Origin of the sequence: Streptomyces sp. NBC_01716 (genome assembly GCF_036248275.1) — a bacterium.
In the GTDB taxonomy this organism is placed as follows: Bacteria; Actinomycetota; Actinomycetes; order Streptomycetales; family Streptomycetaceae; genus Streptomyces.
Map to the genome: position 1 here is coordinate 5,889,117 of NZ_CP109181.1, position 20,364 is coordinate 5,909,480.

The window sequence follows — 20,364 nt, forward strand, 5'->3', positions numbered from 1 at the left end:
AATTCGGTACCGGATGACCGCTCAGCTTTGCGTAAATGACCAGGGTTTGTGGAGAGCTGTCAGTACTGGGAACCGGCGGTGGCGTACATCCGCCAGCTCACCGTCTCCGCCATCGAGGACCAACCACCCGATATCCGGGCCTCGTTCCTCACCTGGGCAGCACCACCACGCGCGCCGCGGGCTCGCGGTCGGCCGAGGCGAGCAGGGCCGTACGGACCACCGTCGCCTGCAACTCCGGCGAATCGCGCAGCTTCCGGGGCGTGAGATGGACGACGGTGATGCCGAGCCGCTCCAGGTGTTCGCGCTTGCGCGCGCACCGTGACCAAGCGACCTCGTCCTCCGGGGTCCTGCCGTGGTGCGGCGCGCGCGTGTCCAGTTCCAGGGCGACGGCGTGGTCGGGCCAGTACGCGTCGAGACCGCCGAGAGGCGGACCGCCCGGCAGCCGCAGGTCGACGTTCCAGACCGGCTCGGGAAGCTTGTGCGTGCGCACCATCTCGTAGAGCCTGCCCTCGGCGAGCGCCCGGCCGGCGGCGAGCAGCGAGTCCACGGCATCCACGACATGCGGCCGGGACAGCAGCCGCGCCTGGCTCAACTCCCGTACGACGGCGGCCGGTTCGCAGTGCCCGTACCGCACGGCCTCGGTGAGCAGCCGGCGTACGGCCGCCGGGTCGGTGAGCCCGGCGACCGCGTCGGCCAGGGCGCGGACGACGGGCGCCACGGGGAGGCCGGTGACCTGCCCGGCGGCGGGCAGCGCGTGCGCGCGGACGATCCGGACGTACCCCGTGGAGCGCAGCCGTCGGGTACGCGGGACGAGTACGTCGATGTGGTCCAGTGCGGTCAGCGCGGGGGCCGAGGAGAAGCCGTGCAGGGTGAGGGCGGCGAGGCCGGTGATCATCGCGCTGTCACGGGAGGGGCGGGTGGCGGCCGTACGGCCCGCGGGCTGGGCCGGTACGTCCCCGCGCGCCGCGCCGGGGGCCGGGCGGCGCTCCGCGTACAACAGGGCCCCGCGCAGGCGCTCTTCGCTCGTCGGTGGGCCCTGGTGGAGCAGGAACACCCCTGGCAGCAACTGCTGCCAGGGGCCGCCGGGCCCGCAGCGCGCGGCGGCGTGTGCCGCGCTGACGCCGTGCTCGCGCAACTGCGCGGCGGACAGGACGCGCCGCTGCGCGCCGGCGAGGTGGCTGAGGGGGCGGGGGAAGAGCGGGGAGGGGGTCTCGCCGCCGCAGGAGGTGGAGGAGTTGTTCATGTCCGGGGCTTCCCCGCGAACCGCCCACCCGCTAACCGCTGTTACGAGCCCGTCGACAAACCCGGACAAGCTCGCCCTAAAGTACGGACGTTCGAATGCCGATCAGACGGGGCGCTTCCGGACGCGCCCCGCCCCGGAGAGGCTCCCCGCTCAGTCCGACGAAGCCCGCCCCGACGCCGCGTCGCACGCCTGGGCCGCCAGCGCCCGCGCCAGGTCGTCCCGCGCCTCAAGTACCAGGCGGCGCAGGGCCGGTGGCGCGCCCTTGTGGGCGGACAGCCAGGCGTCCGTGTCGCGCACCGTCCCCTGACTGTCCTGAAGGCTCGGGTACAGACCCCGCACCACGTCCATGCCGATCTGGATCGAGCGCTCGGCCCACACCCGTTCGATCACCTCGAAGTACTTCGCCGCGTACGGCGCGGTCAGCCGCCGCTGCCCCGGCTGCGCGAAGCCCGCGATCGTCGCCTCGACCAGCGCGTTCGACAGGGCGTCGGAGTCCACGACATCCGCCCACGCCGTCGCCTTGACCTCCGCCGACGGCCGCGCGGCCAGACAGCGGACCTGGTGCCGCCTGCCGGAAGCGGTGTCGTCGCGGGCCAGTTCGGCGGCGATCACCGACGCGTCGGCCAGACCGTGCGCCGCCAGCGGACGCAGCAGGCTCCAGCGCAGCTCCTGGTCGACGTCGAGGCCGTCGATCTTCGCGGTGTTCCCCAACAGGCTCTGGAGCAGCTGGAAATCGGCGTCCGACGCGGCTGCCGACGCGAAGAACCGCGCCCACGTCAGCTGGTGCTGACTGCCCGGCTCGGCCTGCCGGAGCTCGCGCAGCGCGCCCTCCGCCAGCGCCCCCGCGCCCTCCCCGCGCCACTCCGGCGCCGCGTAGTGGATCAGCGCGCCCTGCGCCCATGCGTGCAGCATCTGGAGCACACCGATGTCCGACTCACGCCCGGCGAACCGCAGCACCAGACCGATGAAGTCCCGTGCCGGCATCAGTCCGTCACGCGTCAGATTCCACAGCGCCGACCAGCACAGCGCCCGCGCCAGCGGGTCGGAGAGTTCGGCGAGATGCTCGCGCAGCGTCTCCAGCGAGCCCTCGTCGAAGCGGATCTTGCAGTATGTGAGGTCGTCGTCGTTGACCAGGATCAGATCGGGCCGCTCGGCCCCTGCCAGCTCCGCGACGACCGTACGCGGCCCGTCGACGTCCACCTCGGCGCGCGCGTATCTGACCAGCTCCGCGTCCACGCTCTCGCGCCGGTACAGCCCCACGGCCACGCGGTGCGGGCGCAGTTCGGGGTGCGAGGCGGCGGCCTCCTGGAGCACGGCCAGCTCGGTCACATGGCCGGCGGAGTCGTAAGTGACAGCCGGAGTGAGGGAGTTGACGCCCGCCGTCTCCAGCCAGGAGTGCGACCACGACGTCATGTCCCGCCCTGACGTCTCCTCCAGCACGGACAGCAGGTCGCCGAGGCGGGTGTTGCCGTACGCGTGCCGCTTGAAGTAGCGCCGGGCGCCTTCCAGGAACGCCTCGCGCCCCACGTACGCGACGAGTTGCTTCAGCACCGACGCGCCCTTGGCGTAGGTGATGCCGTCGAAGTTGAGCTTGGCGTCCTCCAGATCGCGGATGTCGGCCGTGATCGGATGCGTGGACGGCAGCTGGTCGGCCCGGTACGCCCACGACTTGCGGTTGTTGGCGAAGGTGACCCACGCGTTGGTGAAGCGCGTCGCCTCCGCCAGCGACAGCGCGCCCATGAAGTCGGCGAACGACTCCTTGAGCCACAGGTCGTCCCACCAGCGCATGGTCACGAGATCGCCGAACCACATGTGCGCCATCTCGTGCAGGATGACGTTCGCGCGGCGCTCGTACGACGCCCGTGTGACCTTGCCCCGGAAGACGTAGTCCTCGCGGAAGGTGACACAGCCCGGATTCTCCATCGCGCCGATGTTGTACTCCGGCACGAACGCCTGGTCGTACTTCCCGAAGGGATACGGGTAGTCGAAGTTGTCGTGGAAGAAGTCCAGTCCCTGCTTGGTCACCAGGAAGATGTCGTCGGCGTCGAAGTGCCGGGCGAGACCCTTGCGGCAGAGCGCGCCGAGCGGGATCTCCAGCGTGGAGCCGTCGGGGAGCGCGCGCCGGTACACATCGGTGACGTGGTGGTACGGCCCCGCCACGACCGCCGTGATGTACGTCGGGATCGGCCTGGTCTCGGCGAACGTCCACACACCGCCGGCGGACCCGGTCGCCTCGCCGTTGCTCCAGACCGTCCAGCCCTCGGGCGCGGTCACCTCGAAGCTGAACGGCGCCTTCAGATCGGGCTGTTCGAAGGTGGTGAAGACCCGGCGCGCGTCGGCGGGTTCGTACTGCGTGTACAGATAGACCTCGCCGTCCTCCGGGTCGACGAAGCGGTGCATGCCCTCACCCGTACGGCTGTACGCGCACTGCGCGTCCACGACCAGCACGTTCTCGGCGGCAAGCCCGAACAACGCGATCCGCGCGCCGTCGAAGACGACGGACGGGTCCAGGGGACGCCCGTTCAGCGTCACCGATGTCACGCTCGGCGCCACCAGATCGGCGAACATGGCGATGTTCGGCTGCGCGGAGCGGAAGTGGATCGTCGTCACCGACCGGAAGGTGCGTGCCGCGCCCGCCCCGTCGCCACCCGCCCCGTCCTCCGGCGTGGCGCCCGGCACTCCGCCCGGCGCCTCACCGACCGCCGAGCGCAGGTCGAGGGCGACCTCGTACCGGTCGACGGACAGCAGCTCGGCCCGCTCGTGGGCCTCGTCGCGGGACAGATTCTCACCGGGCACGGGCACTCCTTCGTGTGCGTGTTTATGTCTGCAACGGCTCGAATTCTCCCACGGGCCCCTGGCGAACCCGCTCCGGGAATGCCTGCGGCGGCCGGTGGTGTTCCGGGTACGTTGCCCATCGCTGGACCGCACGTTTTCTTCTGAGGAGAGACTCGCCCATGAGCGAAACCAATACCAGGACGCCGGTCGACTTCTGGTTCGACCCGATCTGCCCCTGGGCCTGGATGACCTCCCGCTGGATGCTGGAGGTGGAGAAGGTCAGGAACGTCGAGGTCAGCTGGCATGTGATGAGCCTGGCCGTGCTGAACGAGGACAAGCTCGACGAGATTCCGGAGGCGTACCGGGAGGGTTTGAAGGCCGCCTGGGGCCCGGTCCGCGTCGTGGTCGCCGCCCAGCAGCTGCACGGCGACGAGGTGGTCGGCAAGCTCTACACCGCGCTCGGTACCCGCTTCCACAACGCCGGTGAGGGCAACAACCGCGAGTCCGTCGCCGCGGCGCTCGCCGACGCCGGTCTGCCGGCCGACCTCATCGAATACATGGACAAGGACACCTACGACACCGAGCTGCGCGCCTCCCACAAGGAGGGCATCGACAAGGTCGGCCAGGAGGTCGGCACCCCCGTGATCGCGGTGCCGGGATCGGACGGCGAGCAGATCGCCTTCTTCGGCCCGGTCGTCACTCCCGCGCCCAAGGGCGACGAGGCCGCGAAGCTGTGGGACGGGACCCTGATGGTCGCCTCGATCCCCGGCTTCTACGAGATCAAGCGCACCCGTACGCAGGGCCCGGTCTTCGACTGAGCCGTCTGTTGGCCGGGGCGGCTACGCGCGGTCGGTGACAGGGAGAAGGACCCCCGCGAGTCATGTCCTCGCGGGGGTCCTTCGTCATTCCGTCCGCACGTGAAGGGTGAGAAGACGATCACGAGCAGGACGTCTTTCAGGGGCGGCCGGTCCCGTCAGGGGGCAAGGAGCAGGACGTCGTCCCGCTCCTTCGCCGCCGCGTAACGCCGCGCCACGTCCTGCCAGTTCACGACACGCCACATCGCCTCGATGAAGTCCACCTTCTGGTTCTTGTACTGGAGGTAGAAGGCGTGCTCCCAGGCGTCGAAGACCAAGACCGGCACGGAGCCCTGCCCGATGTTGCCCTGGTGGTCGTAGACCTGCTCCACGATCAGCCGGCCGCTGACCGGCTCGTACGCCAGGACGCCCCAGCCGGAGCCCTGTGTGGTCGCCGCGGCTTTCGTGAGCTGGGCCTTGAAGCCGGCGAAGGAGCCGAACGACTCGGTGATCGCGTCGGCGAGGTCGCCGACACCGTCGGCCGCCAGCGGCTCGCCGCCGCCGTTGTCGCCCGTCATGTTGTGCCAGTAGATCGAGTGGAGGATATGGCCGGACAGATGGAACGCCAGGCTCTTCTGGAGGCCGTTGATCGCGCCCCAGGACTCCTTGCCGCGTGCCTCGTCCAGCTGCTCCAGGGTGTCGTTCGCCCCCTTCACGTACGCGGCGTGGTGCTTGTCGTGGTGCAGCTCGATGATCTGCGGATTGATGACCGGTTCGAGCGCCGCGTAGTCGTAGGGGAGTTCGGGGAGTGTGTAGATGGCCATGGGCGAGCCCTCCTGCTGCTTATTGCACATCCTATGCAAATGCACGCTAACAGCAAGAGGGCTCGATACTGATCAGGCGCTGGTCCTAGGTCCCCGAAGCCTCCACAGCGTCCCGGGCCATCGCCGCGATGTCCGGGTAGTCGGTCACCACCGCGTCCACACCACGCCCGAAGTGCAGCGCGTACTCGGCGAAGGCGTCACCGAACTCGTTGGGATTCGTGCCGCGCCGGAACTGCGCGGGCAGGTACTGGTTCTCCGCGCGGAAGGTGTACGCGCCCACCTTCAGACCCGCCCGGTGCGCATCCGCCAACAGGGTGAACGGCTCCATGACGGACGACTTGTCCGGGCCGATCCAGTCCGCGTACCGCGCGATCTTCCGCAGCCCCTCCGGCGTCATCATGTCCTTGTACGTCGTGGGGTCACCCGCCGCGACATGGTCGTACGGTGCGCCCGTCGTCCCCAGCGCCTGCCAGAGCGGCAGCCGCAGCCGTTCGTCGGCGAACGCGGCGAGACTGCTGGGCTCGAACGACTGGACCACGCACTCGTCGGCGTCCAGCCGGTAGCGCCGCACGATCCGCGCCAGCGCAGGCTCCAGGGGCAGCCCGATGGAGCGGAAGTACGTGGGGTGCTTGGTCTCCGGGAAGACGGCGATCCGGCGGCGGTGGCGCCGGGACAGCTCGCGCGCCAGCTTCACGACCTCCTCGAAGGTCATCACCGGCTCGCGGCCGTCGAAGACGGTGTTGCGGTTACGGATCAGCGGCAGCCGCTCGACCGCCCGCAGGGTCTTCAGCTCCGCCAGTGTGAAGTCCTCGGTGAACCAGCCGGTCACCGGTTTCCCGTCGACCGTCTTGGTCGTACGCCGGTCCGCGAACTCGGAGTGCTTCGCGATGTCCGTCGTCTGCGAGATCTCGTTCTCGTGCCGCACGACCAGGACATGGTCCTTGGTGGGTACGAGATCGGGCTCGATCCAGTCGGCGCCCGTCTGCACCGCGTAGGTGTACGCCGCCGCCGTGTGCTCGGGCCGCCACCCGGCGGCGCCCCGGTGCCCGATGACCACGGGCCGTCGGTCTCCCTCCCTGGCACCGGCCGCTGCGGCGGGCAGCGCGGTGACGGCGGTGACGGCGGTCGCGGCGCCGGCCGCGAGCAGTATCGAGCGGCGTCTGGGCTGTGCGGACATACGGGTCTCCCTCGTAAGGCTCGTGAGCTCGTGAGCTCGTGAGTCGGCGGACGGTCGGCGAAATCCAGGGGACGGCGGCAGCACGATAGGCAGGCACCCGGGCCGAGTTGGCGCGGTACGCGGCGGATTCACCGGCTGTACGGCGGGCGGCCGTCCCGGGTTCACCAGGGGCGCCGGGACGCGGTCAGGTACGGCGCCGCGCCGCCGCCAGACGCGCCAAGTGGTCCTCGTACCCCTTCGCGTAGTACGCCGCCCGCGCCGGGTCCGGCTCGATCACCGCCGTCGGGGCCGTCCACCGGGCGACGTCCAGCGCCACCCCGTGCCGCGCGGCCGACGCGATCACCGCGCCGCGCGCGCCCACCTCGCCCTCCACGATCCGCAGCGGCCTGCCCAGCACATCGGCGAACAGTCGCGTCCACGCGGGGCTGCGCGTACCGCCGCCGCACACCGCCAGCGTGCCCGTCAGACCCGCCGCCTCCAGACAGTGGCGGGCGGCGTAGGCGATGCCCTCGCACGTGGCCCGGATCAGATCGGCCGGCGTCGACTCCAGTGAGACGCCCGTCAGTTCGGCGCGCAGCGCCGGGTCCACGAACGGCGCGCGTTCGCCCGACGGCGCGAAGTAGGGCAGCACCCGCACACCGCCCGCGCCCGGCTCCACCGCGTCGAGCAGCGCGTCCACCTCCGCGTGGTCCGTGCCGGTCGTCGTCAGCACCCAGTCCAGCGCCGCCGTCCCCACCATCGCGGGCATCGCGCGCAGCCAGTGTCCCGGCCGGTCCGTCGAGATGTGCAGCCCGCCGGGCTCACCGTCCAGGTCGAGCGTGTCCGTCGCGACGAGCGAGGCCAGACACGTGCCGATGATGAGCAGCCCGTCGCCCGGCTCCGTGACCCCCGCGCCCAGCGCGCTGGCCGGCAGGTCGTAGGGCCCGTTGGCGATCCGTACACCCGAGGGCAGTTCACCGATCGCGATCGGATCGCTGACCGGCGCGAGCAGCGGCGCCCGGTGCGTGAGCCCCAACTCGGCGAGCACGTCGGGGGAATACGTGCGCGTCCTCGGGTCCAGGAACGGCATCGACGCGTCAGAGACATCCGTCGCCCGCACCCCGGTGAGCCGCTGGAAGACCATGTCCTTGCAGTACAGCGCCGTCTCCGCGGCCTGAAGCGCCGCCGGCTCATGACGGTCGAGCCAGGCGAGCAAGGGGCCCGGACAGCCGGGGAACATCGCGCTGCCGCTGCGCCGGAACACCGAATCGAAGACCCCCGACGCCAGCCACGCGTTCACGAACTCATGGGCCCTGCCGTCCATCCAGGAGATGGCGGGCCGCACCGGACGCCCCTGCGCGTCGACCAGCCAGACCCCGTCGCCCTGACCGGTGAGCCCGGCGAGCTCGACCGGGCCGGGCAGCGCGGCGGTGAGCGTACCGAGGGCGTCGACGACCGCGCCGTACAACTCGTCCATGTCCTGCTCGACATGGCCGCCGCGGATGTCCAGACGCACCGGGCGGGACTCGACGGCGAGCGCGTCGCCTCCGTCGTCGAAGGCCGCGGCCTTCACCGTGGACGTGCCGACATCGATACCGACGAACATCACGCTCTCCTTGAGGATCGGTCCCCGCGCTCAGGTCAGGCAGTGCGCCGGCGGCTCGCCCTTGGCGTAGCGCGCCACCTCCGCCGCCGCGATCCGCGCGGCTTTGCGCGCCACGGCCTTGCTCGCCCCGCCCAGATGCGGGGTCAGCACCAGATTCGGCGTGCGGCGCAGCCGGGAGCCGGCCGGCAGCGGCTCCTGCTCGTACGTGTCGAGCGCCGCCGTCGCGAGCTGCCCGCTGTCGAGCGCGTCGCAGAGCGCTTCGGTGTCGAGCAGCCCGCCGCGCGCCACGTTCACCAGGGCCGATCCCCTTGGCATCAGGGCGAGTTCGGGCGCGCCGATCAGCCGCCGGGTCTCCGGGGTGAGCCTGGCGTGCAGCGTGACGACGCTCGACCGGGACAGCAGCGACTTGAGCGACTTGGCCCGCATGCCGTGCACGTCGCCGCGTACGTACGGGTCGTACACCTCCACCTCCGCGCCGAACGCGGTCAGCACGCGGGCGACCCGGCTGCCGACCGCGCCGTAGCCGATCAGCCCGACCGGGGTGTCCTCCAGCTCCGGGCCGCAGCGCGCGTAGGTGTAGTGCGAGGCGTCCCACTCCCCGTCCAGGGCCAGGGAGTTGTGCGCCTGCGGGATCCGGCGCAGGGCCGCCAGCATCATCCCGACGGTGAACTCGGCGGTGGCCGCCGCGTTGCGCCCCGGCGCGAAGCAGACCTTCACACCGCGCGCCCTGGCCGCGTCGACGTTGACGTTGACCGGTCCGCCCCGGCACACCGCGACCATCCGCAGGGCGGGCGACGCGGCCAGCACCCGCTCGGTGAAGGGACCCATCTGGGTCACACAGACCTCCACCCCGTCCAGCGCCTCGATCAGCGCGTCCTCGCGGTCGTTGGCCTCATGGACCTCGGCGACCTCGCCGAACGGCGTGAGCGGCCAGGGGAGGGTGAGTTCGGTGATCTCGGCCGGTCCCGCGACACAGCGCCGCAGGGCCTCGGTGATCAGGGAGTTGAGGACGAAGTGGTCACCCGCGGCGAGGATCTTCACGTCAGCGCGTCTCCTGTCTCGGCGTCGAACACGTGCGTGTGCGTCGGGTCGGCGCTGACGCGTACGGTGTCGCCCCGGTCCAGGCGGACATCCGGGCCGGTCTCCACGACCAGGGGTGCCGCGACGCCGTCGAGCGAGAGCGTGGCGATTCCGGACTCCAGGAGCGGCTCATGGGCGCTGACCGTAGCCCGGACGCCGCCGCCCGGCTCCGCGCTCCACCCGGTTTCCCCCGTCCCAGGTCCGGTCTCACCCTCCCGGGTCAGCCGCAGGTCCTCCGGACGGATGCCGAGCACCACCTCGCGGCCGGCGGGTGCGCCGGGCGGGCACGGGAAGCGCACGGCGTCCGCGAGCCGTATCCACCCGTCGTCCGCCACGGCGCCCGGCAGCAGATTGATCGCCGGTTCCCCCACGAAGTCGGCCACGAACACGTTCGCCGGGGCGTCGTAGATCTCGTACGCCGTGCCGACCTGCTGGATCACCCCGTCCCGCATGACCGCGATCCGGTCGGCGAGCGACAGCGCCTCCTCCTGGTCGTGCGTGACGAGGATCGTCGTATGGCCCAAGTCCCGCTGAATCCGCTTGAGTTCGCGGCGCGTCGTATCGCGCTGGGCGGCGTCCAGATGCGACAGCGGCTCGTCGAGGAGCAGTACGTCCGGCTCCCGGATCAGCGCCCTGGCCAGCGCGACGCGCTGCTTCTGGCCGCTGGAGAGACCGGCGGGCCGGGCCGCGAGCAGATCGGTGATACCGATCCGCTCCGCCATGTCCCCCACGCGCCTGGCCCGTTCGGTGCGCCCGTACAGGCGGCGGGCCGCGAGCCCGAAGCCGAGATTCTCCGCGACGGTCAGCGGCGGGTAGAGCGCGTAGTTCTCGAAGGCGACGCCGATGTTCCGTTCCCGCGCGGGGAGGGCGACGACGGAGTCCCCGCCGACCAGGATGTCGCCGCCGGTCACGGACTCCAGACCGGCGATCATCCGCAGCGTGGTGGACTTGCCGCAGCCCGACGGGCCGAGCAGGCCGAGGAGTTCGCCAGAACGCAGCTCGATGTCGATGCCGCGCACCGCCTCCACGGCGGGACGGCCGCGCGGCACATAGGTCTTGCGCAGCGCACGCAGGGCCAGGCCGGGGCGCGGTTCAGTCACCGCCCACCTCGCAGACGTCGTAGGGGACCTTGTGCTCGTCCAGATCGCGCAGCGCCTCGGCGGAGGCGCCGGCGTCCACGAGCACCAGATCGAAGGCGGAGAGCGGGGCCAGGCGGTGCAGCGCGGCCCGGCCGAGCTTGGAGTGGTCGAGCAGCAGGACGTTCCTGGCCGCCGAGCCGAGCATCGCCCGCTTCACGGACACGATGTGCTGCTCCTGGTGGTAGGCGAAGCCGCCGGAGACGGCGGAGGTGGAGGTGAAACAGAGGTCGACCTGGAGCGACTGCACGGCCTCGACGCAACTGACCCCGAGGAAGGAGGAGTGCAGCGGGTCGTAGTCGCCGCCGAGCGCCATCAGATGGATGCCGCGCTCCCCTGACAGCAGATTGATCGCCTCCAGGAAGTTGGTGACGACGGTCAGCGGGGTGATGGAGCCGAGCCGGCGCGCGATCTCCAGGGTGGAGGTCGAGTCGTCCAGCATCACCGCCATGCCGGGCTCGATCAGGCTCAGCGCGTGCCGGGCGATCGCCGCCTTCTCCTCGTGCATGGCCTTGAGCCGGAAGGCGACGTTCGACTCGAAGACGCCGGACGGCTGGGCGGTCACCCCACCCCTGAACTTCCTTACGATGCCCTGCCGTTCGAGCTCGTCCAGATCTCGGTGGATGGTCATCAGGCTGACGTCGAAGCGTGCTGCCAGCTCGGCGGCGGTGCCCTCGCCCCGTGCGAGGACGTACTCGGCTATCGCCGCCTGGCGCGAGGCGGGCCCGCGCTGCTGCTGGGTGCTCATGGGGTGATCCTTCGTCCTGGGCGCTCCGGCCGGTCGGCCTCGAACAGGAGCAGGCTCTCAGGCTGTACGGAGAGCCGCACAGGATCGTCCACGCGCAGACCGGCCGCGGCGGCGCGCGGCGCCACGAGCGACAGCTGCCGGGAGCCGAGCCGGACGGTGACCTCGGTGGCGCGGCCGAGGACCTCGGTCACATAGACGGTGCCGCTCAGCTCCAGCGCGCCGCCGACGGCCCCACCCAGCGTGATGTCCCTCGGCCGTACGCCCAGCTGTACGGCGCTGCCCGGCGCCGCCGGTACGGCCACCGGCAGCTCGAAGCCGCCCTCCGCCGACCCGAAGTGCCCCTCCGCGGTGACGGTCCCCGGCAGCAGATTGATCAGCGGACGCCCGAAGGCGCGGGCCACGAACGTGTCGTACGGCCGGTGCCAGATCTCCTCGCGCGTCCCGGTCTGCGTGATCCGCCCGTCCCTGATCACCCCGATCCGGTCGCCGAGCGCCAGCGCCTCCACCGAGTCGTGTGTCACATACAGCGTGGTGGTGCGCCGGACGTCGCCGATCGCCTTCAGTTCGGCGCGCATCGCCTGGCGCAGTTTCGCGTCGAGATGGGAGAGCGGTTCGTCGAGGAGGAACGCGCGGGCGGGCCGTACGAGCACCCGGCCGAGCGCCACCCGCTGCCGCTGCCCGTTCGACAGCGCGCCGACCGGGCGTTCCAACAGCCGCTCGATACCGAGGAGTTCGGCGACCTCATGGATCCGCGTGCGCGCCTCGGCGGCGGGCAACCGGTACTTCGGCGAGCGCAGCGGCGAGGCGAGGTTGTCGTAGGCGGATCGGTGCGGATAGAGCGCGTACGACTCGAAGCACATGGCGACGCCCCGGTCGTACGGCTCCACCCCGGTCATGTCCCGGCCGCCCAGCTCGACGGTGCCGGAGTCGGGCTCCTCCAGACCGGCGACCGTCTTGAGCGTGGTCGTCTTGCCCGCGCCGGAGGGGCCGAGCAGACAGAAGAACTCGCCGTCGGCGACGTCCAGTTCGATGCCGTCCAGTGCGGTGGTGCGCCCGTACGACTTGTGGACGCCACGCAGCGCGATCGTCGTCGAGGAGGACGGGGAGGACGGGGAGGACGCCGGTGTCATGACTTCACCGCCCCGAACGACAGCCCCCGCACCAGATACCGCTGGATCGTCAGCGCGAGGAGCAGCGGCGGGACCACCGACACCAGCGCGGCGGCGGCCGTCAGGTTGTACTTGGGCCGGTCACCGCCGAGGAACGACAGCGCGCCCACCGTCACGGTCTGCGCGTCCGACGAGGTGAGGATCAGCGGGAAGACGAAGTTGTTCCACGCGAAGATGAAGGCCAGCAGGGACACGGCGGCGATGCCGGGCTTCACCAGCGGCAGCGCGACCCGGAAGAACGCCTGCTTGCGGGTGTAGCCGTCGAGCAGCGCCGCCTGCTCCAGCTCCGGTGAGAGATCGGCGAAGTACGAGCGCATGATCCATACGATCAGTGGCAGCGTGACCAGTTGCAGGACCCAGATCATGCCTACGTACGTGTCGAAGAGCCCGAGCTGCTGGTAGAGCACGAACAGCGGGATGATCACGGTCAGTTCGGGCGCGAAGCGGAACGACAGCAGCGTGAACATCAGATTCTCCGAGCCCCGGAACCGCCACCGCGCGGCGGCGTACGCGGCGGGCAGCCCGATCACCAGGGAGAGCCCGACGGCTCCCAGCGACACCACCAGGCTGTTGACGAAGAACCGTACGAACGGCACGCCCTCGTCCTCGCCCGCGCCGAGGACCGTCCGGTAGGAGTCGAGGGTCGGGGAGAAGGAGAAGTACGTGCTGAACAGCTCGTTCGCCGGCTTCAGGGAGAGGATCACCATCCACGCGACGGGGAAGAGCGCGAAGAGGAAGTAGAGGATCAGCGCCCCGTCGGCGGCGATCCCCAGCAGCCTGCGTCGTGTCACTTCGGCACCTCCGCGGCCCGGTTCTGGATCCGGCCCAGATAGCGCACCAGCACCATGGCCGCGAGATAGACCACCGCCCACAGCACGATCATGTAGCTCAGCCCGAACGAGTAGCGCTGGAAGCGGATCGCCTCCAGATACGCGCGGATCTGGAGCACCACCGTGGAGTCGCCGGGACCGCCCTCCGTCAGGGCGTAGATGATGTCGAAGACCTTCAGCGAGTCCATGAACCGGAAGATCACGGCGACCAGGACGTACGGCCAGAGCATGGGCATCGTCAGCTTGCGGAAGGTGAACCACCAGCTCGCGCCGTCGACCGCCGCCGCCTCGAACGGGGAGGCGGGCAGCGAGCGCAGCCCGGCCAGCGCGAGGATCGCGACGAACGGGGTGTAGACCCACACGTCCACGGCGATCGACGACAGCAGCGCGCCCGTCGGGGTGTCCGTCCACTGCACACCCCCGAGGCCGAACGGGCGCAGCAGATGGTTCACGACGCCGACCGACGGCTGGAGCATCAGTTTCCAGATGATCGCCGCGATCACCGGAGCGATCATCAGCGGCAGGATGAGGACCTTCTCCAGCACCCGGCCCACCAGGGTCGAGCGGTGCAGGAGGAGCGCCACGGCGACGCCGAGGACCGTCTCGACGACGGCGGCGCCGACCGCGTACAGCACCGTCACCCACGCCGAGTCCCAGAAGGAGGAGTCGGTGAAGATGCGCCGGTAGTTCTCCAGACCCACGAGGTCCGGCTGCGGTTTGCTCGCCGCGAAGTCGAACACGGTGTAGTAGAGGCCGAGTCCGAAGGGGTAGAGGATCCCGCCGGTCAGCAGCAGGGCGGGGACGACGAGCAGATACGGCCGCAGGGAGCGCCGCCAGGCGGGCACGCTCCTCTCCGCGCCGGGACCGCGGCGGCCCCGGGGCCCCGGTTCCGCGGCCGACGCCTTCTCAGGGGCGCCGGCCACGGCCGCGTCGTCGGCCGAGGCCGCCCCGTGATCGGCCTCCGTCGACGAGTCCATGGGTGTCACCCGACCTTCGGGGCCAGATCGTCCGCCAGACCGTTGAGTACCGGCCCCGCGCTCTTGCCCCCGTAGATCTCCTGGAGCGCCGACGCCCAGCTGGTGGTCGCGTCGAAGAACTGCTCCTGCGGGGTGAACTGGATCCGGGTCTGGTCCTGGACGGCCTCGAACGTCTCGATGAAGCCCGGGAGTTCCTTCATCTTGTTCCGGTACGCCGCGTCGTCGCTCACGGATCGGCGCACCGGATCGATGTGGTTGTACTCGATCGCGCCCTTGCGCAAGTGCTCCTTGCCGGTGGCCCACTGGAGGAACAGCCACGCCGCGCTCTTCTTGCCGCTCTTCGCGTTCATCCCGAGCGACCAGATCCACATGTTGGTCGCCAGGGACCCGTCGGGGCCCTTCGGCCCCGGGTGGAACGCGATGTTCCCGGCGGCGGGCGAGGCACCCTTCACCGCCTGGAAGTACGCGGCGGTGTCCGCGTCGAAGAGCATGCCCGCCTTCTTCGCGCCGAGATCGCTGGAGCACTGGTACCAGGTGTACGAGGTCCAGGAGGGCGGCCCGCCCTTCTTGACCATCTCCGCCCAGTCGCGGGTGAAGCCGATGGCCTCGGGCGAGTTCATGGCGGGCTTCAGACTCTCGCCGTCGACCGTGAAGTCCTTCAGCCCGTAGCGGGAGAACATCGTCATGAAGCCCGGATGGATCGTCGCCCAGCTCCGCGAGCCGCGTACCGCGACCCCGTACATCCCGTCGAAACCGGCGCCCGGCGCCTTGCGCTTGATGGTGCCCGCGAGTTCACGCAGCTCGTCGAAGGACTCGGCCGGCCTCAGCCCCAGCTTGTCGAAGACCTCCGTGTTGTACGCGACGACGTTGGCCTCCCAGCCCCACGGCAGGGCGTACTGCCCGCCCCGGCCGAGCGGCGCCCCGGCCTTCAGGGACCATCTGGTGCCTTCGAGGAGACTCGGCAGGAAGTCGTTCTGGTCCCACTCCGCCCCGGTGGCCGACTCGTTGCGCATCCACGGACCGAGATCCTCCAGCCAGCCCGGCGGGCCGTACTGCCACACCATGTAGGCGCCGAGCATGAAGATGTCGTACGACGCCCGGCCGCTGGAGAGGTCCACGGTCAGCTTGTCGAAGTAGTTGTCCTCGGGGAACACGTCGTACTCGACCTTGATGCCGGTCTTCTCGGTGAAGGTCCCCAGCTCGGCGATCAGCGCGTCCGTGTACGGGTGCTTGTTGAGCAGCGCCTTGACCGTGGTGCCCTGGTGCCGCCGCCAGTCGAAGGATCCGGTGACGTCGTCGGCCGCCGAACCGTCGCTCTTGCCGTCGCCGCCGCCGAAGCCGGCCCCGCAGGCGCTCAGCAGGGGGACGGAGGACGCCGCCGCCGTCAGAGCGAGGAACCGCCGGCGGTCGTGCCCGAGCTTCCCGTGCATGTCCATCCATGACCTCCACGGTCCGGCAGGAGACGCTGTTCCCACGTCCCACTCGTGGATAACGCGTTCCTTCGAGTGGTTAACAGAGCTTGGAACACCGGTAGTTGCGCGTCAATCCCGCGCGCGCCGGAAAATCTCGGTGCAGAGTGAGAACTTCACAGAGGGAGCCGATATGTGGATGGGTGTCGATCTCGGTACACAGAGCGTCCGCGCGGTGCTCGTCGACGACGACGGGGCCGTGCTCGGCGGCGGCGCGGCCCCACTGGCCGGCGTACGCGAGGGGGTACGCCACGAGCAGTCGCCGCACGACTGGTGGCGGGCGGTTCGCGCGGCGATCGGCGGAGCCCTGCGGGACCTGCCCCCCGGCCGGTCGCGCCCGGTCCGCGCGCTCGCCGTGTGCGGCACATCCGGCACGGTCCTGCTCACCGACGGCACGGGCCGGCCGCTCACCGCCGGGCTGATGTACGACGACGGGCGCGCCACCGCCGAGGCCGCGCTGGCCCGCGAGCGAGGACTGCGCGTCCAGCCCACCTGGGCGCTGCCCAAGGTGATGTGGCTGCTGAGGGAGCAGCCGGCGGGCGAGGCCGTACGCCTCACCCACCAGGCCGACTTCGTCGTGGCCCGGCTGACCGGCCGGCCCACCGCCACCGACTCCAGTCATGCCCTGAAGACCGGTTACGACCTGACGGCCGACGCCTGGCCGCACGAGCGGCTGGCCGGGCTCGGGCTGCCGGAGAGCCTGTTCCCGGAGGTCGTACGGCCGGGCGGGCGGCTCGGCGAGGTCGGCGCCGACGGGGAGGCGGCCACCGGTGTCCCCGCCGGCACCCCCGTGATCGCCGGGATGACCGACGGCTGCGCCGCGCAGATCGCCTCCGGCTCACTGAGCGTCGGGTCCTGGAACTCGGTCCTCGGCACCACACTCGTCCTCAAGGGCGTCACCGACCGGCCCGTCCACGACAGCACCGGCGTGGTCTACAACCACCGTGCGCCCGACGGCGGTTGGCTGCCCGGCGGCGCCTCCGGTGTCGGGGCCGGCGCGCTGGCCGGGGCGTTCCCCGACGCGGACCCCGCGCACCTCGACGCCCTGGCCCACCGGTACGAGCCCTCGCACGGGCTCGCCTACCCCCTGGTCTCGCGCGGCGAGCGGTTCCCCTTCCTCGCCCCCGACGCCAGCGCCCTCCTGCTGGGCGAGCCCCGGTCCGACGCCGACCACTGGGCGGCGCTCCTCCAGGGAGTCGGCCACACCGAACGGCTCTGCCTGGACTACCTGGACCATCTCGGCGCCCCGCAGGACGGCCCGCTCACCTTCACCGGCGGCGGCTCGCGCAGCCCGTACTGGAACCAGCTGCGCGCCGACATCCTCGGCCGGACCGTGCACATCCCCCGGCACAGCGAACCCGCCCTCGGGATGGCCGTCCTCGCCGCGTACGGCGCGGGCGCCGCCCCCACCCTCGCTGCCGCCGCCACGCGCATGGTCGGCCTCAGCCATGTCCTGCGCCCCGACCCGGCGCGCACCGCGCGCTTCCTGGAGCCGTACCTGAAGCTGGTCGGCGAACTGGAACGGCGCGGCTGGCTCCCGGCGCCCGTCGCCGCGCACGCGCGCACCCGTGCCGACGCTTTGGAGACCTCGTGAGTACGACCCTGCTGCTGGCCCGCCACGGGCAGACGCTCTGGCACGCCGAGAACCGCTACGCGGGCGTGAGCGACGTCGGCCTCACCGACGAGGGCCGCGCCCAGGCGGCGCGGCTGGGGGAGTGGGCGGGCCGGCAGGCGACGCCGATCGACGCTGTATGGACCTCCACGGTGCCCCGCGCGATGGCCACGGCGGATCCGGCGTGCCGGGCACTCGGCCTCGTACCGAAACGCGAACACGACCTGCGCGAATGCGACTTCGGGGTGATGGAGGGCCGCACGCTCGCCGAGTTCGAGGCGACGGACCCGACGGGCGCGGCGGCGTTCCGCGCCGACCCGGTGGTGAACCCCTTCCCGGCCGCCGAGGACCCCCGCTCGGCCGCCGCGCGCGGAGCGGACGCGCTGCGCCGGATCGCGGGGGCGCACGACGGCGGCCGGGTACTGGTGGTGGCGCACAACACCCTGCTGCGGCTGGTGCTCTGCGAACTGCTGGGAATCCCGCTGAGCGACTACCGGCGGGTGTTCCCGGGACTGCGGAACGCGGCGGTGAGCGAGGTCCGCACGGACGGCAGGAGCGTGGCGCTGCTCTCGCTGAACGTGCCGTGCGAGCCTCGGGTGTAACTCCGCGCGCAGACGCGGAGGTTACGTCGCGGAGGAGAAGTACACCGCCAGGCGTGCCTGCTCCACGGGAGCCATGCGCTTGAACCACTTGCCCCACGTGGAGTGCTTGATCCTGCTCCGGTGAGTTCCGGACCGGACGGTGTTGAGCTCGTTGTGGCCGATCCCGGCGTCGTACTGGACTTCGTGCTCAGCGATGCCGGCGATGCCGGACGCCTCCGAGACGATCGCGTCGTCGAACGAGGAGACGGTGGTCCAGTCGGTGCCCATGCGGGAATTGGGCATGGCGTTCGGAAGGCTCTTGAGGAACGCGCTGTTCGGCTTCATGTCCGCGCACTGCTGCCAGCCCGCCGCACAGACGTTGCCCCAGTTGGTTCCGCCGTGCGGAGTGCCGAGGGTGACGACGTCCTCGATGTAGAGGCGCGGCGGGAAGCCCGCGGTGCCCTTGGCCGTGTGGTGGAGCGCGGCGCGGACGACGAGACCGCCCATGGAGTGGGCGACGACGTCGACCTTCACGTTCTTCTTCGGGTTCGAGTAGTTCTTGTAGACGTAGTTCGCGAACGCCTTGGCCACGGTCTTCAGGGACGTGTCACGGCTGCCCCTGTAGTTGTACGAGCACTTCTTGTTGCCCGAGTAGTAACCGAAGGTGAGCAGGTTTCCCCGCCATCCCTTCTTCGCGAAATGCCCACGGGCGGCAGAGAAGTAGTCGGTGCAGTCGTGCTTGCCGGTCGGAGCGAATCCGTGGACGAAGATGACGCGGTTGTTCTTCCCGTTCGCCCGGCCCGGCGCGGCACTGGCCGGTGTGACGGTGAGCATGGTGAGAACGACGGCCAGCGCGGCGGAAAGAAGCAGCCTGAGCCGCCTCTGCGGTTTCTGCATGGTGATTCCCCGTGATTGATGGTGGGTCACTTGTACCGGATGCAAGGACATTTCCGGCGGACGATGGGCACATTAGCCCGGCCAGGTCACGGGGTGTGCCGGTCGTTCGCCCCACAGGGACTCACCGGGGCAGCTGCGGATCAGTGGTAGGCGTGGACGACGGCGTGGCCCTTGCCGCGGCCGATCATCCATTTGTTCACCGGGGTGGTGATCAGGAAGGCGACGGCGAATCCGCCCAGCAGGGCCGACCAGAACAGCCCGTCGGACAGGTGGGCGTCCATCGCTCCAGGGGTCAGGGCGATGATGGCGTTGTCAACGAGCTCCATGACCGCGATGGAGACGGTGTCGGCGGCGAGGGCGACTTTGACCGCGCTCTTGAAGTCCAGGCCGGCCCGGCGGACCGCGAAGAGCGTGAATGAGTAGCCGAAGATGAATGCCAGGGTGATCGCCAGGATCATGGTGGGCACGTTGCCCCACAGCAAGGCCGTACCGATGGCCATGCCGAGGATCTCGCCGATGGCACAGCCGGTGAGGCAGTGCAGGGTCGCTTTGGCGGCGGTGGACCACGACGCGCCCGACCGCCCGTTGCCGGCCTGGTGAGTGGCGTGGTCATGAGCGGTGGGTGTGTGGTGCGCACTGTGGTCCATGACGTCCATCCCCATTCCCGTCGATGTGACCCGACGCCGGGCCCCGCATCGCGACTCTATACCCCTGGGGGGTATTTTTCCAGTGGTGTTCGGATGCCCCCAAGGGGGCGGGCGGCCTGGGGGTGCCCGCCCCCTTGCGGACTACTGGGCAGGCTCAGTTCTTGCCGAGCAGCTTGTTCATTCGGGTGATCTCGGCGGTCTGGGAGGTGATGATCTCCCCGGCCATCTTCTGGGCCGGCTCGTACGCGCCGTCGGCTTGTTCTGTCTTGGCCATCTCTACCGCACCCTTGTGGTGCTTGATCATCATCTCCATGAAGGCGGTGTCGAACGCCTTGCCCGAGGAGTCTTTGAGCTGCCGCATCTCCTCCGCGGTCATCATCCCGCCCGAGCCATGTACGGAGTGGCCCATGTCGCCCTCGGCGGGAACCTTCTCGCCCCACGAGGTCAGCCAGCCGGACAGCGTCTTGATCTCCGGGTCCTGGGCCTTCTTGATGTCCGTGACGAGCTTCTTCACCTCGGCCGAGTCCGTCCGGGACGGAGCGAGGCCGGACATCTCAACCGCCTGGCGGTGGTGGGGGATCATGCCCTTGGCGAAGGCGATGTCGGCCGCGTTGTGCTGCCCAGTGGAGGCGGAGGCCCGTGCCGACGCGGAGGGCGACTTCGTTGTGTGGCTGTCGTGTTCGGCCGCGCTGTCGCCTCCGCCGCAGGCGGCCAGGACGAGCGTGGCCGCACCGGCGGCAACGAGGGCGCCGGTACGGCGGACGAGGGAACGCTTGCTGTTCATGGTGGTGCAACTCCTTCACGCCGCCCCAAGAACTGG

The 20,364-nt window shown here is 70.5% G+C and carries 18 protein-coding genes; 3 read left to right on the forward strand and 15 right to left on the reverse strand.

Annotated elements, in window-relative coordinates:
- Nucleotides 1-148 precede the first annotated feature (148 nt).
- Both OIE74_RS25960 and pepN read right to left on the reverse strand, forming a co-directional pair.
- Entirely contained in the window at nt 149-1,243 is a 1,095-nt protein-coding gene (locus tag OIE74_RS25960) for a hypothetical protein (RefSeq protein WP_329387623.1), read from the reverse strand.
- Between the two features lie 150 nt (nt 1,244-1,393).
- Nucleotides 1,394-4,039, reverse strand: a complete 2,646-nt coding sequence (gene pepN / locus OIE74_RS25965) for an aminopeptidase N (RefSeq protein WP_329387625.1) — start codon at nt 4,037-4,039, stop codon at nt 1,394-1,396.
- Between the two features lie 158 nt (nt 4,040-4,197).
- Here pepN and OIE74_RS25970 point away from each other — a divergent pair, with 158 nt between their 5' ends.
- Nucleotides 4,198-4,836 carry a mycothiol-dependent nitroreductase Rv2466c family protein gene (locus OIE74_RS25970; protein ID WP_329387627.1) on the forward strand — a complete coding sequence of 213 codons (639 nt, stop codon included), beginning with the start codon at nt 4,198-4,200 and terminating at the stop codon, nt 4,834-4,836.
- Between the two features lie 155 nt (nt 4,837-4,991).
- On the opposite strand, the gene OIE74_RS25975 is transcribed toward OIE74_RS25970, so the two are convergent.
- The 10 genes from OIE74_RS25975 to OIE74_RS26020 form a co-directional block, all read right to left on the reverse strand.
- A complete protein-coding gene (locus OIE74_RS25975) occupies nt 4,992-5,636 on the reverse strand; it encodes a superoxide dismutase (RefSeq protein WP_329387629.1) in 645 nt (214 codons plus the stop codon).
- An 85-nt stretch (nt 5,637-5,721) separates the two neighbouring features.
- Nucleotides 5,722-6,813 (reverse strand): glycerophosphodiester phosphodiesterase family protein, encoded by a 1,092-nt coding sequence (locus OIE74_RS25980; protein ID WP_329387631.1) that lies wholly within the window; start codon nt 6,811-6,813, stop codon nt 5,722-5,724.
- A gap of 184 nt (nt 6,814-6,997) precedes the next feature.
- Entirely contained in the window at nt 6,998-8,398 is a 1,401-nt protein-coding gene (locus OIE74_RS25985) for an FGGY-family carbohydrate kinase (RefSeq protein WP_329387632.1), read from the reverse strand.
- Nucleotides 8,399-8,428: 30 nt separating this feature from the next.
- Nucleotides 8,429-9,439 (reverse strand): 2-hydroxyacid dehydrogenase, encoded by a 1,011-nt coding sequence (locus OIE74_RS25990; protein ID WP_329387633.1) that lies wholly within the window; start codon nt 9,437-9,439, stop codon nt 8,429-8,431.
- Entirely contained in the window at nt 9,436-10,578 is a 1,143-nt protein-coding gene (locus OIE74_RS25995; protein WP_329387635.1) for an ABC transporter ATP-binding protein, read from the reverse strand. Before OIE74_RS25995 ends, OIE74_RS25990 begins: the two co-directional genes overlap by 4 nt.
- Nucleotides 10,571-11,362: a DeoR/GlpR family DNA-binding transcription regulator gene (locus OIE74_RS26000; protein ID WP_329387637.1), complete on the reverse strand. Its 792-nt coding sequence runs from the start codon at nt 11,360-11,362 to the stop codon at nt 10,571-10,573. The genes OIE74_RS25995 and OIE74_RS26000 overlap by 8 nt, the downstream gene beginning before the upstream one ends.
- Nucleotides 11,359-12,492 (reverse strand): ABC transporter ATP-binding protein, encoded by a 1,134-nt coding sequence (locus tag OIE74_RS26005; protein WP_329387639.1) that lies wholly within the window; start codon nt 12,490-12,492, stop codon nt 11,359-11,361. Before OIE74_RS26005 ends, OIE74_RS26000 begins: the two co-directional genes overlap by 4 nt.
- The gene (locus tag OIE74_RS26010; RefSeq protein ID WP_329387641.1) at nt 12,489-13,322 is read right to left on the reverse strand and encodes a carbohydrate ABC transporter permease; all 834 of its coding nucleotides are present in this window, start codon (nt 13,320-13,322) and stop codon (nt 12,489-12,491) included. Before OIE74_RS26010 ends, OIE74_RS26005 begins: the two co-directional genes overlap by 4 nt.
- The gene (locus OIE74_RS26015; RefSeq protein WP_329387642.1) at nt 13,319-14,338 is read right to left on the reverse strand and encodes a carbohydrate ABC transporter permease; all 1,020 of its coding nucleotides are present in this window, start codon (nt 14,336-14,338) and stop codon (nt 13,319-13,321) included. The genes OIE74_RS26010 and OIE74_RS26015 overlap by 4 nt, the downstream gene beginning before the upstream one ends.
- Before the next feature lie 5 nt (nt 14,339-14,343).
- Nucleotides 14,344-15,774 carry an ABC transporter substrate-binding protein gene (locus tag OIE74_RS26020; protein WP_329387644.1) on the reverse strand — a complete coding sequence of 477 codons (1,431 nt, stop codon included), beginning with the start codon at nt 15,772-15,774 and terminating at the stop codon, nt 14,344-14,346.
- Nucleotides 15,775-15,946: 172 nt separating this feature from the next.
- Here OIE74_RS26020 and OIE74_RS26025 point away from each other — a divergent pair, with 172 nt between their 5' ends.
- Together OIE74_RS26025 and OIE74_RS26030 are read left to right on the forward strand one after the other, a co-directional pair.
- Complete coding sequence (locus tag OIE74_RS26025) at nt 15,947-17,401, forward strand: FGGY-family carbohydrate kinase (protein WP_443076234.1); 1,455 nt, start codon at nt 15,947-15,949, stop codon at nt 17,399-17,401.
- Nucleotides 17,398-18,021 carry a histidine phosphatase family protein gene (locus OIE74_RS26030; RefSeq protein ID WP_329387649.1) on the forward strand — a complete coding sequence of 208 codons (624 nt, stop codon included), beginning with the start codon at nt 17,398-17,400 and terminating at the stop codon, nt 18,019-18,021. The genes OIE74_RS26025 and OIE74_RS26030 overlap by 4 nt, the downstream gene beginning before the upstream one ends.
- Before the next feature lie 21 nt (nt 18,022-18,042).
- Here OIE74_RS26030 and OIE74_RS26035 read toward each other — a convergent pair whose 3' ends face one another.
- From OIE74_RS26035 to OIE74_RS26045, 3 genes are all read right to left on the reverse strand, one after another.
- The gene (locus tag OIE74_RS26035; protein ID WP_329387651.1) at nt 18,043-18,897 is read right to left on the reverse strand and encodes an esterase/lipase family protein; all 855 of its coding nucleotides are present in this window, start codon (nt 18,895-18,897) and stop codon (nt 18,043-18,045) included.
- Between the two features lie 140 nt (nt 18,898-19,037).
- Nucleotides 19,038-19,544, reverse strand: coding sequence for a DUF4396 domain-containing protein (locus OIE74_RS26040; protein ID WP_329387653.1), 507 nt, complete (start codon nt 19,542-19,544; stop codon nt 19,038-19,040).
- Between the two features lie 154 nt (nt 19,545-19,698).
- Nucleotides 19,699-20,328 carry a DUF305 domain-containing protein gene (locus OIE74_RS26045; protein WP_329387655.1) on the reverse strand — a complete coding sequence of 210 codons (630 nt, stop codon included), beginning with the start codon at nt 20,326-20,328 and terminating at the stop codon, nt 19,699-19,701.
- Nucleotides 20,329-20,364 lie beyond the last annotated feature (36 nt).

Bases quoted from the DNA above. Each gene is read 5' to 3' on its own strand.
- OIE74_RS25960 (WP_329387623.1), bottom strand. From the start codon at position 1,243: ATGAACAACTCCTCCACCTCCTGCGGCGGCGAGACCCCCTCCCCGCTC.
- OIE74_RS25970 (WP_329387627.1), top strand. From the start codon at position 4,198: ATGAGCGAAACCAATACCAGGACGCCGGTCGACTTCTGGTTCGACCCG.
- OIE74_RS25975 (WP_329387629.1), bottom strand. From the start codon at position 5,636: ATGGCCATCTACACACTCCCCGAACTCCCCTACGACTACGCGGCGCTC.
- OIE74_RS25980 (WP_329387631.1), bottom strand. From the start codon at position 6,813: ATGTCCGCACAGCCCAGACGCCGCTCGATACTGCTCGCGGCCGGCGCC.
- OIE74_RS25985 (WP_329387632.1), bottom strand. From the start codon at position 8,398: ATGTTCGTCGGTATCGATGTCGGCACGTCCACGGTGAAGGCCGCGGCC.
- OIE74_RS26000 (WP_329387637.1), bottom strand. From the start codon at position 11,362: ATGAGCACCCAGCAGCAGCGCGGGCCCGCCTCGCGCCAGGCGGCGATA.
- OIE74_RS26005 (WP_329387639.1), bottom strand. From the start codon at position 12,492: ATGACACCGGCGTCCTCCCCGTCCTCCCCGTCCTCCTCGACGACGATC.
- OIE74_RS26015 (WP_329387642.1), bottom strand. From the start codon at position 14,338: ATGGACTCGTCGACGGAGGCCGATCACGGGGCGGCCTCGGCCGACGAC.
- OIE74_RS26020 (WP_329387644.1), bottom strand. From the start codon at position 15,774: ATGGACATGCACGGGAAGCTCGGGCACGACCGCCGGCGGTTCCTCGCT.
- OIE74_RS26025 (WP_443076234.1), top strand. From the start codon at position 15,947: ATGGGTGTCGATCTCGGTACACAGAGCGTCCGCGCGGTGCTCGTCGAC.
- OIE74_RS26035 (WP_329387651.1), bottom strand. From the start codon at position 18,897: ATGCAGAAACCGCAGAGGCGGCTCAGGCTGCTTCTTTCCGCCGCGCTG.
- OIE74_RS26040 (WP_329387653.1), bottom strand. From the start codon at position 19,544: ATGGACCACAGTGCGCACCACACACCCACCGCTCATGACCACGCCACT.
- OIE74_RS26045 (WP_329387655.1), bottom strand. From the start codon at position 20,328: ATGAACAGCAAGCGTTCCCTCGTCCGCCGTACCGGCGCCCTCGTTGCC.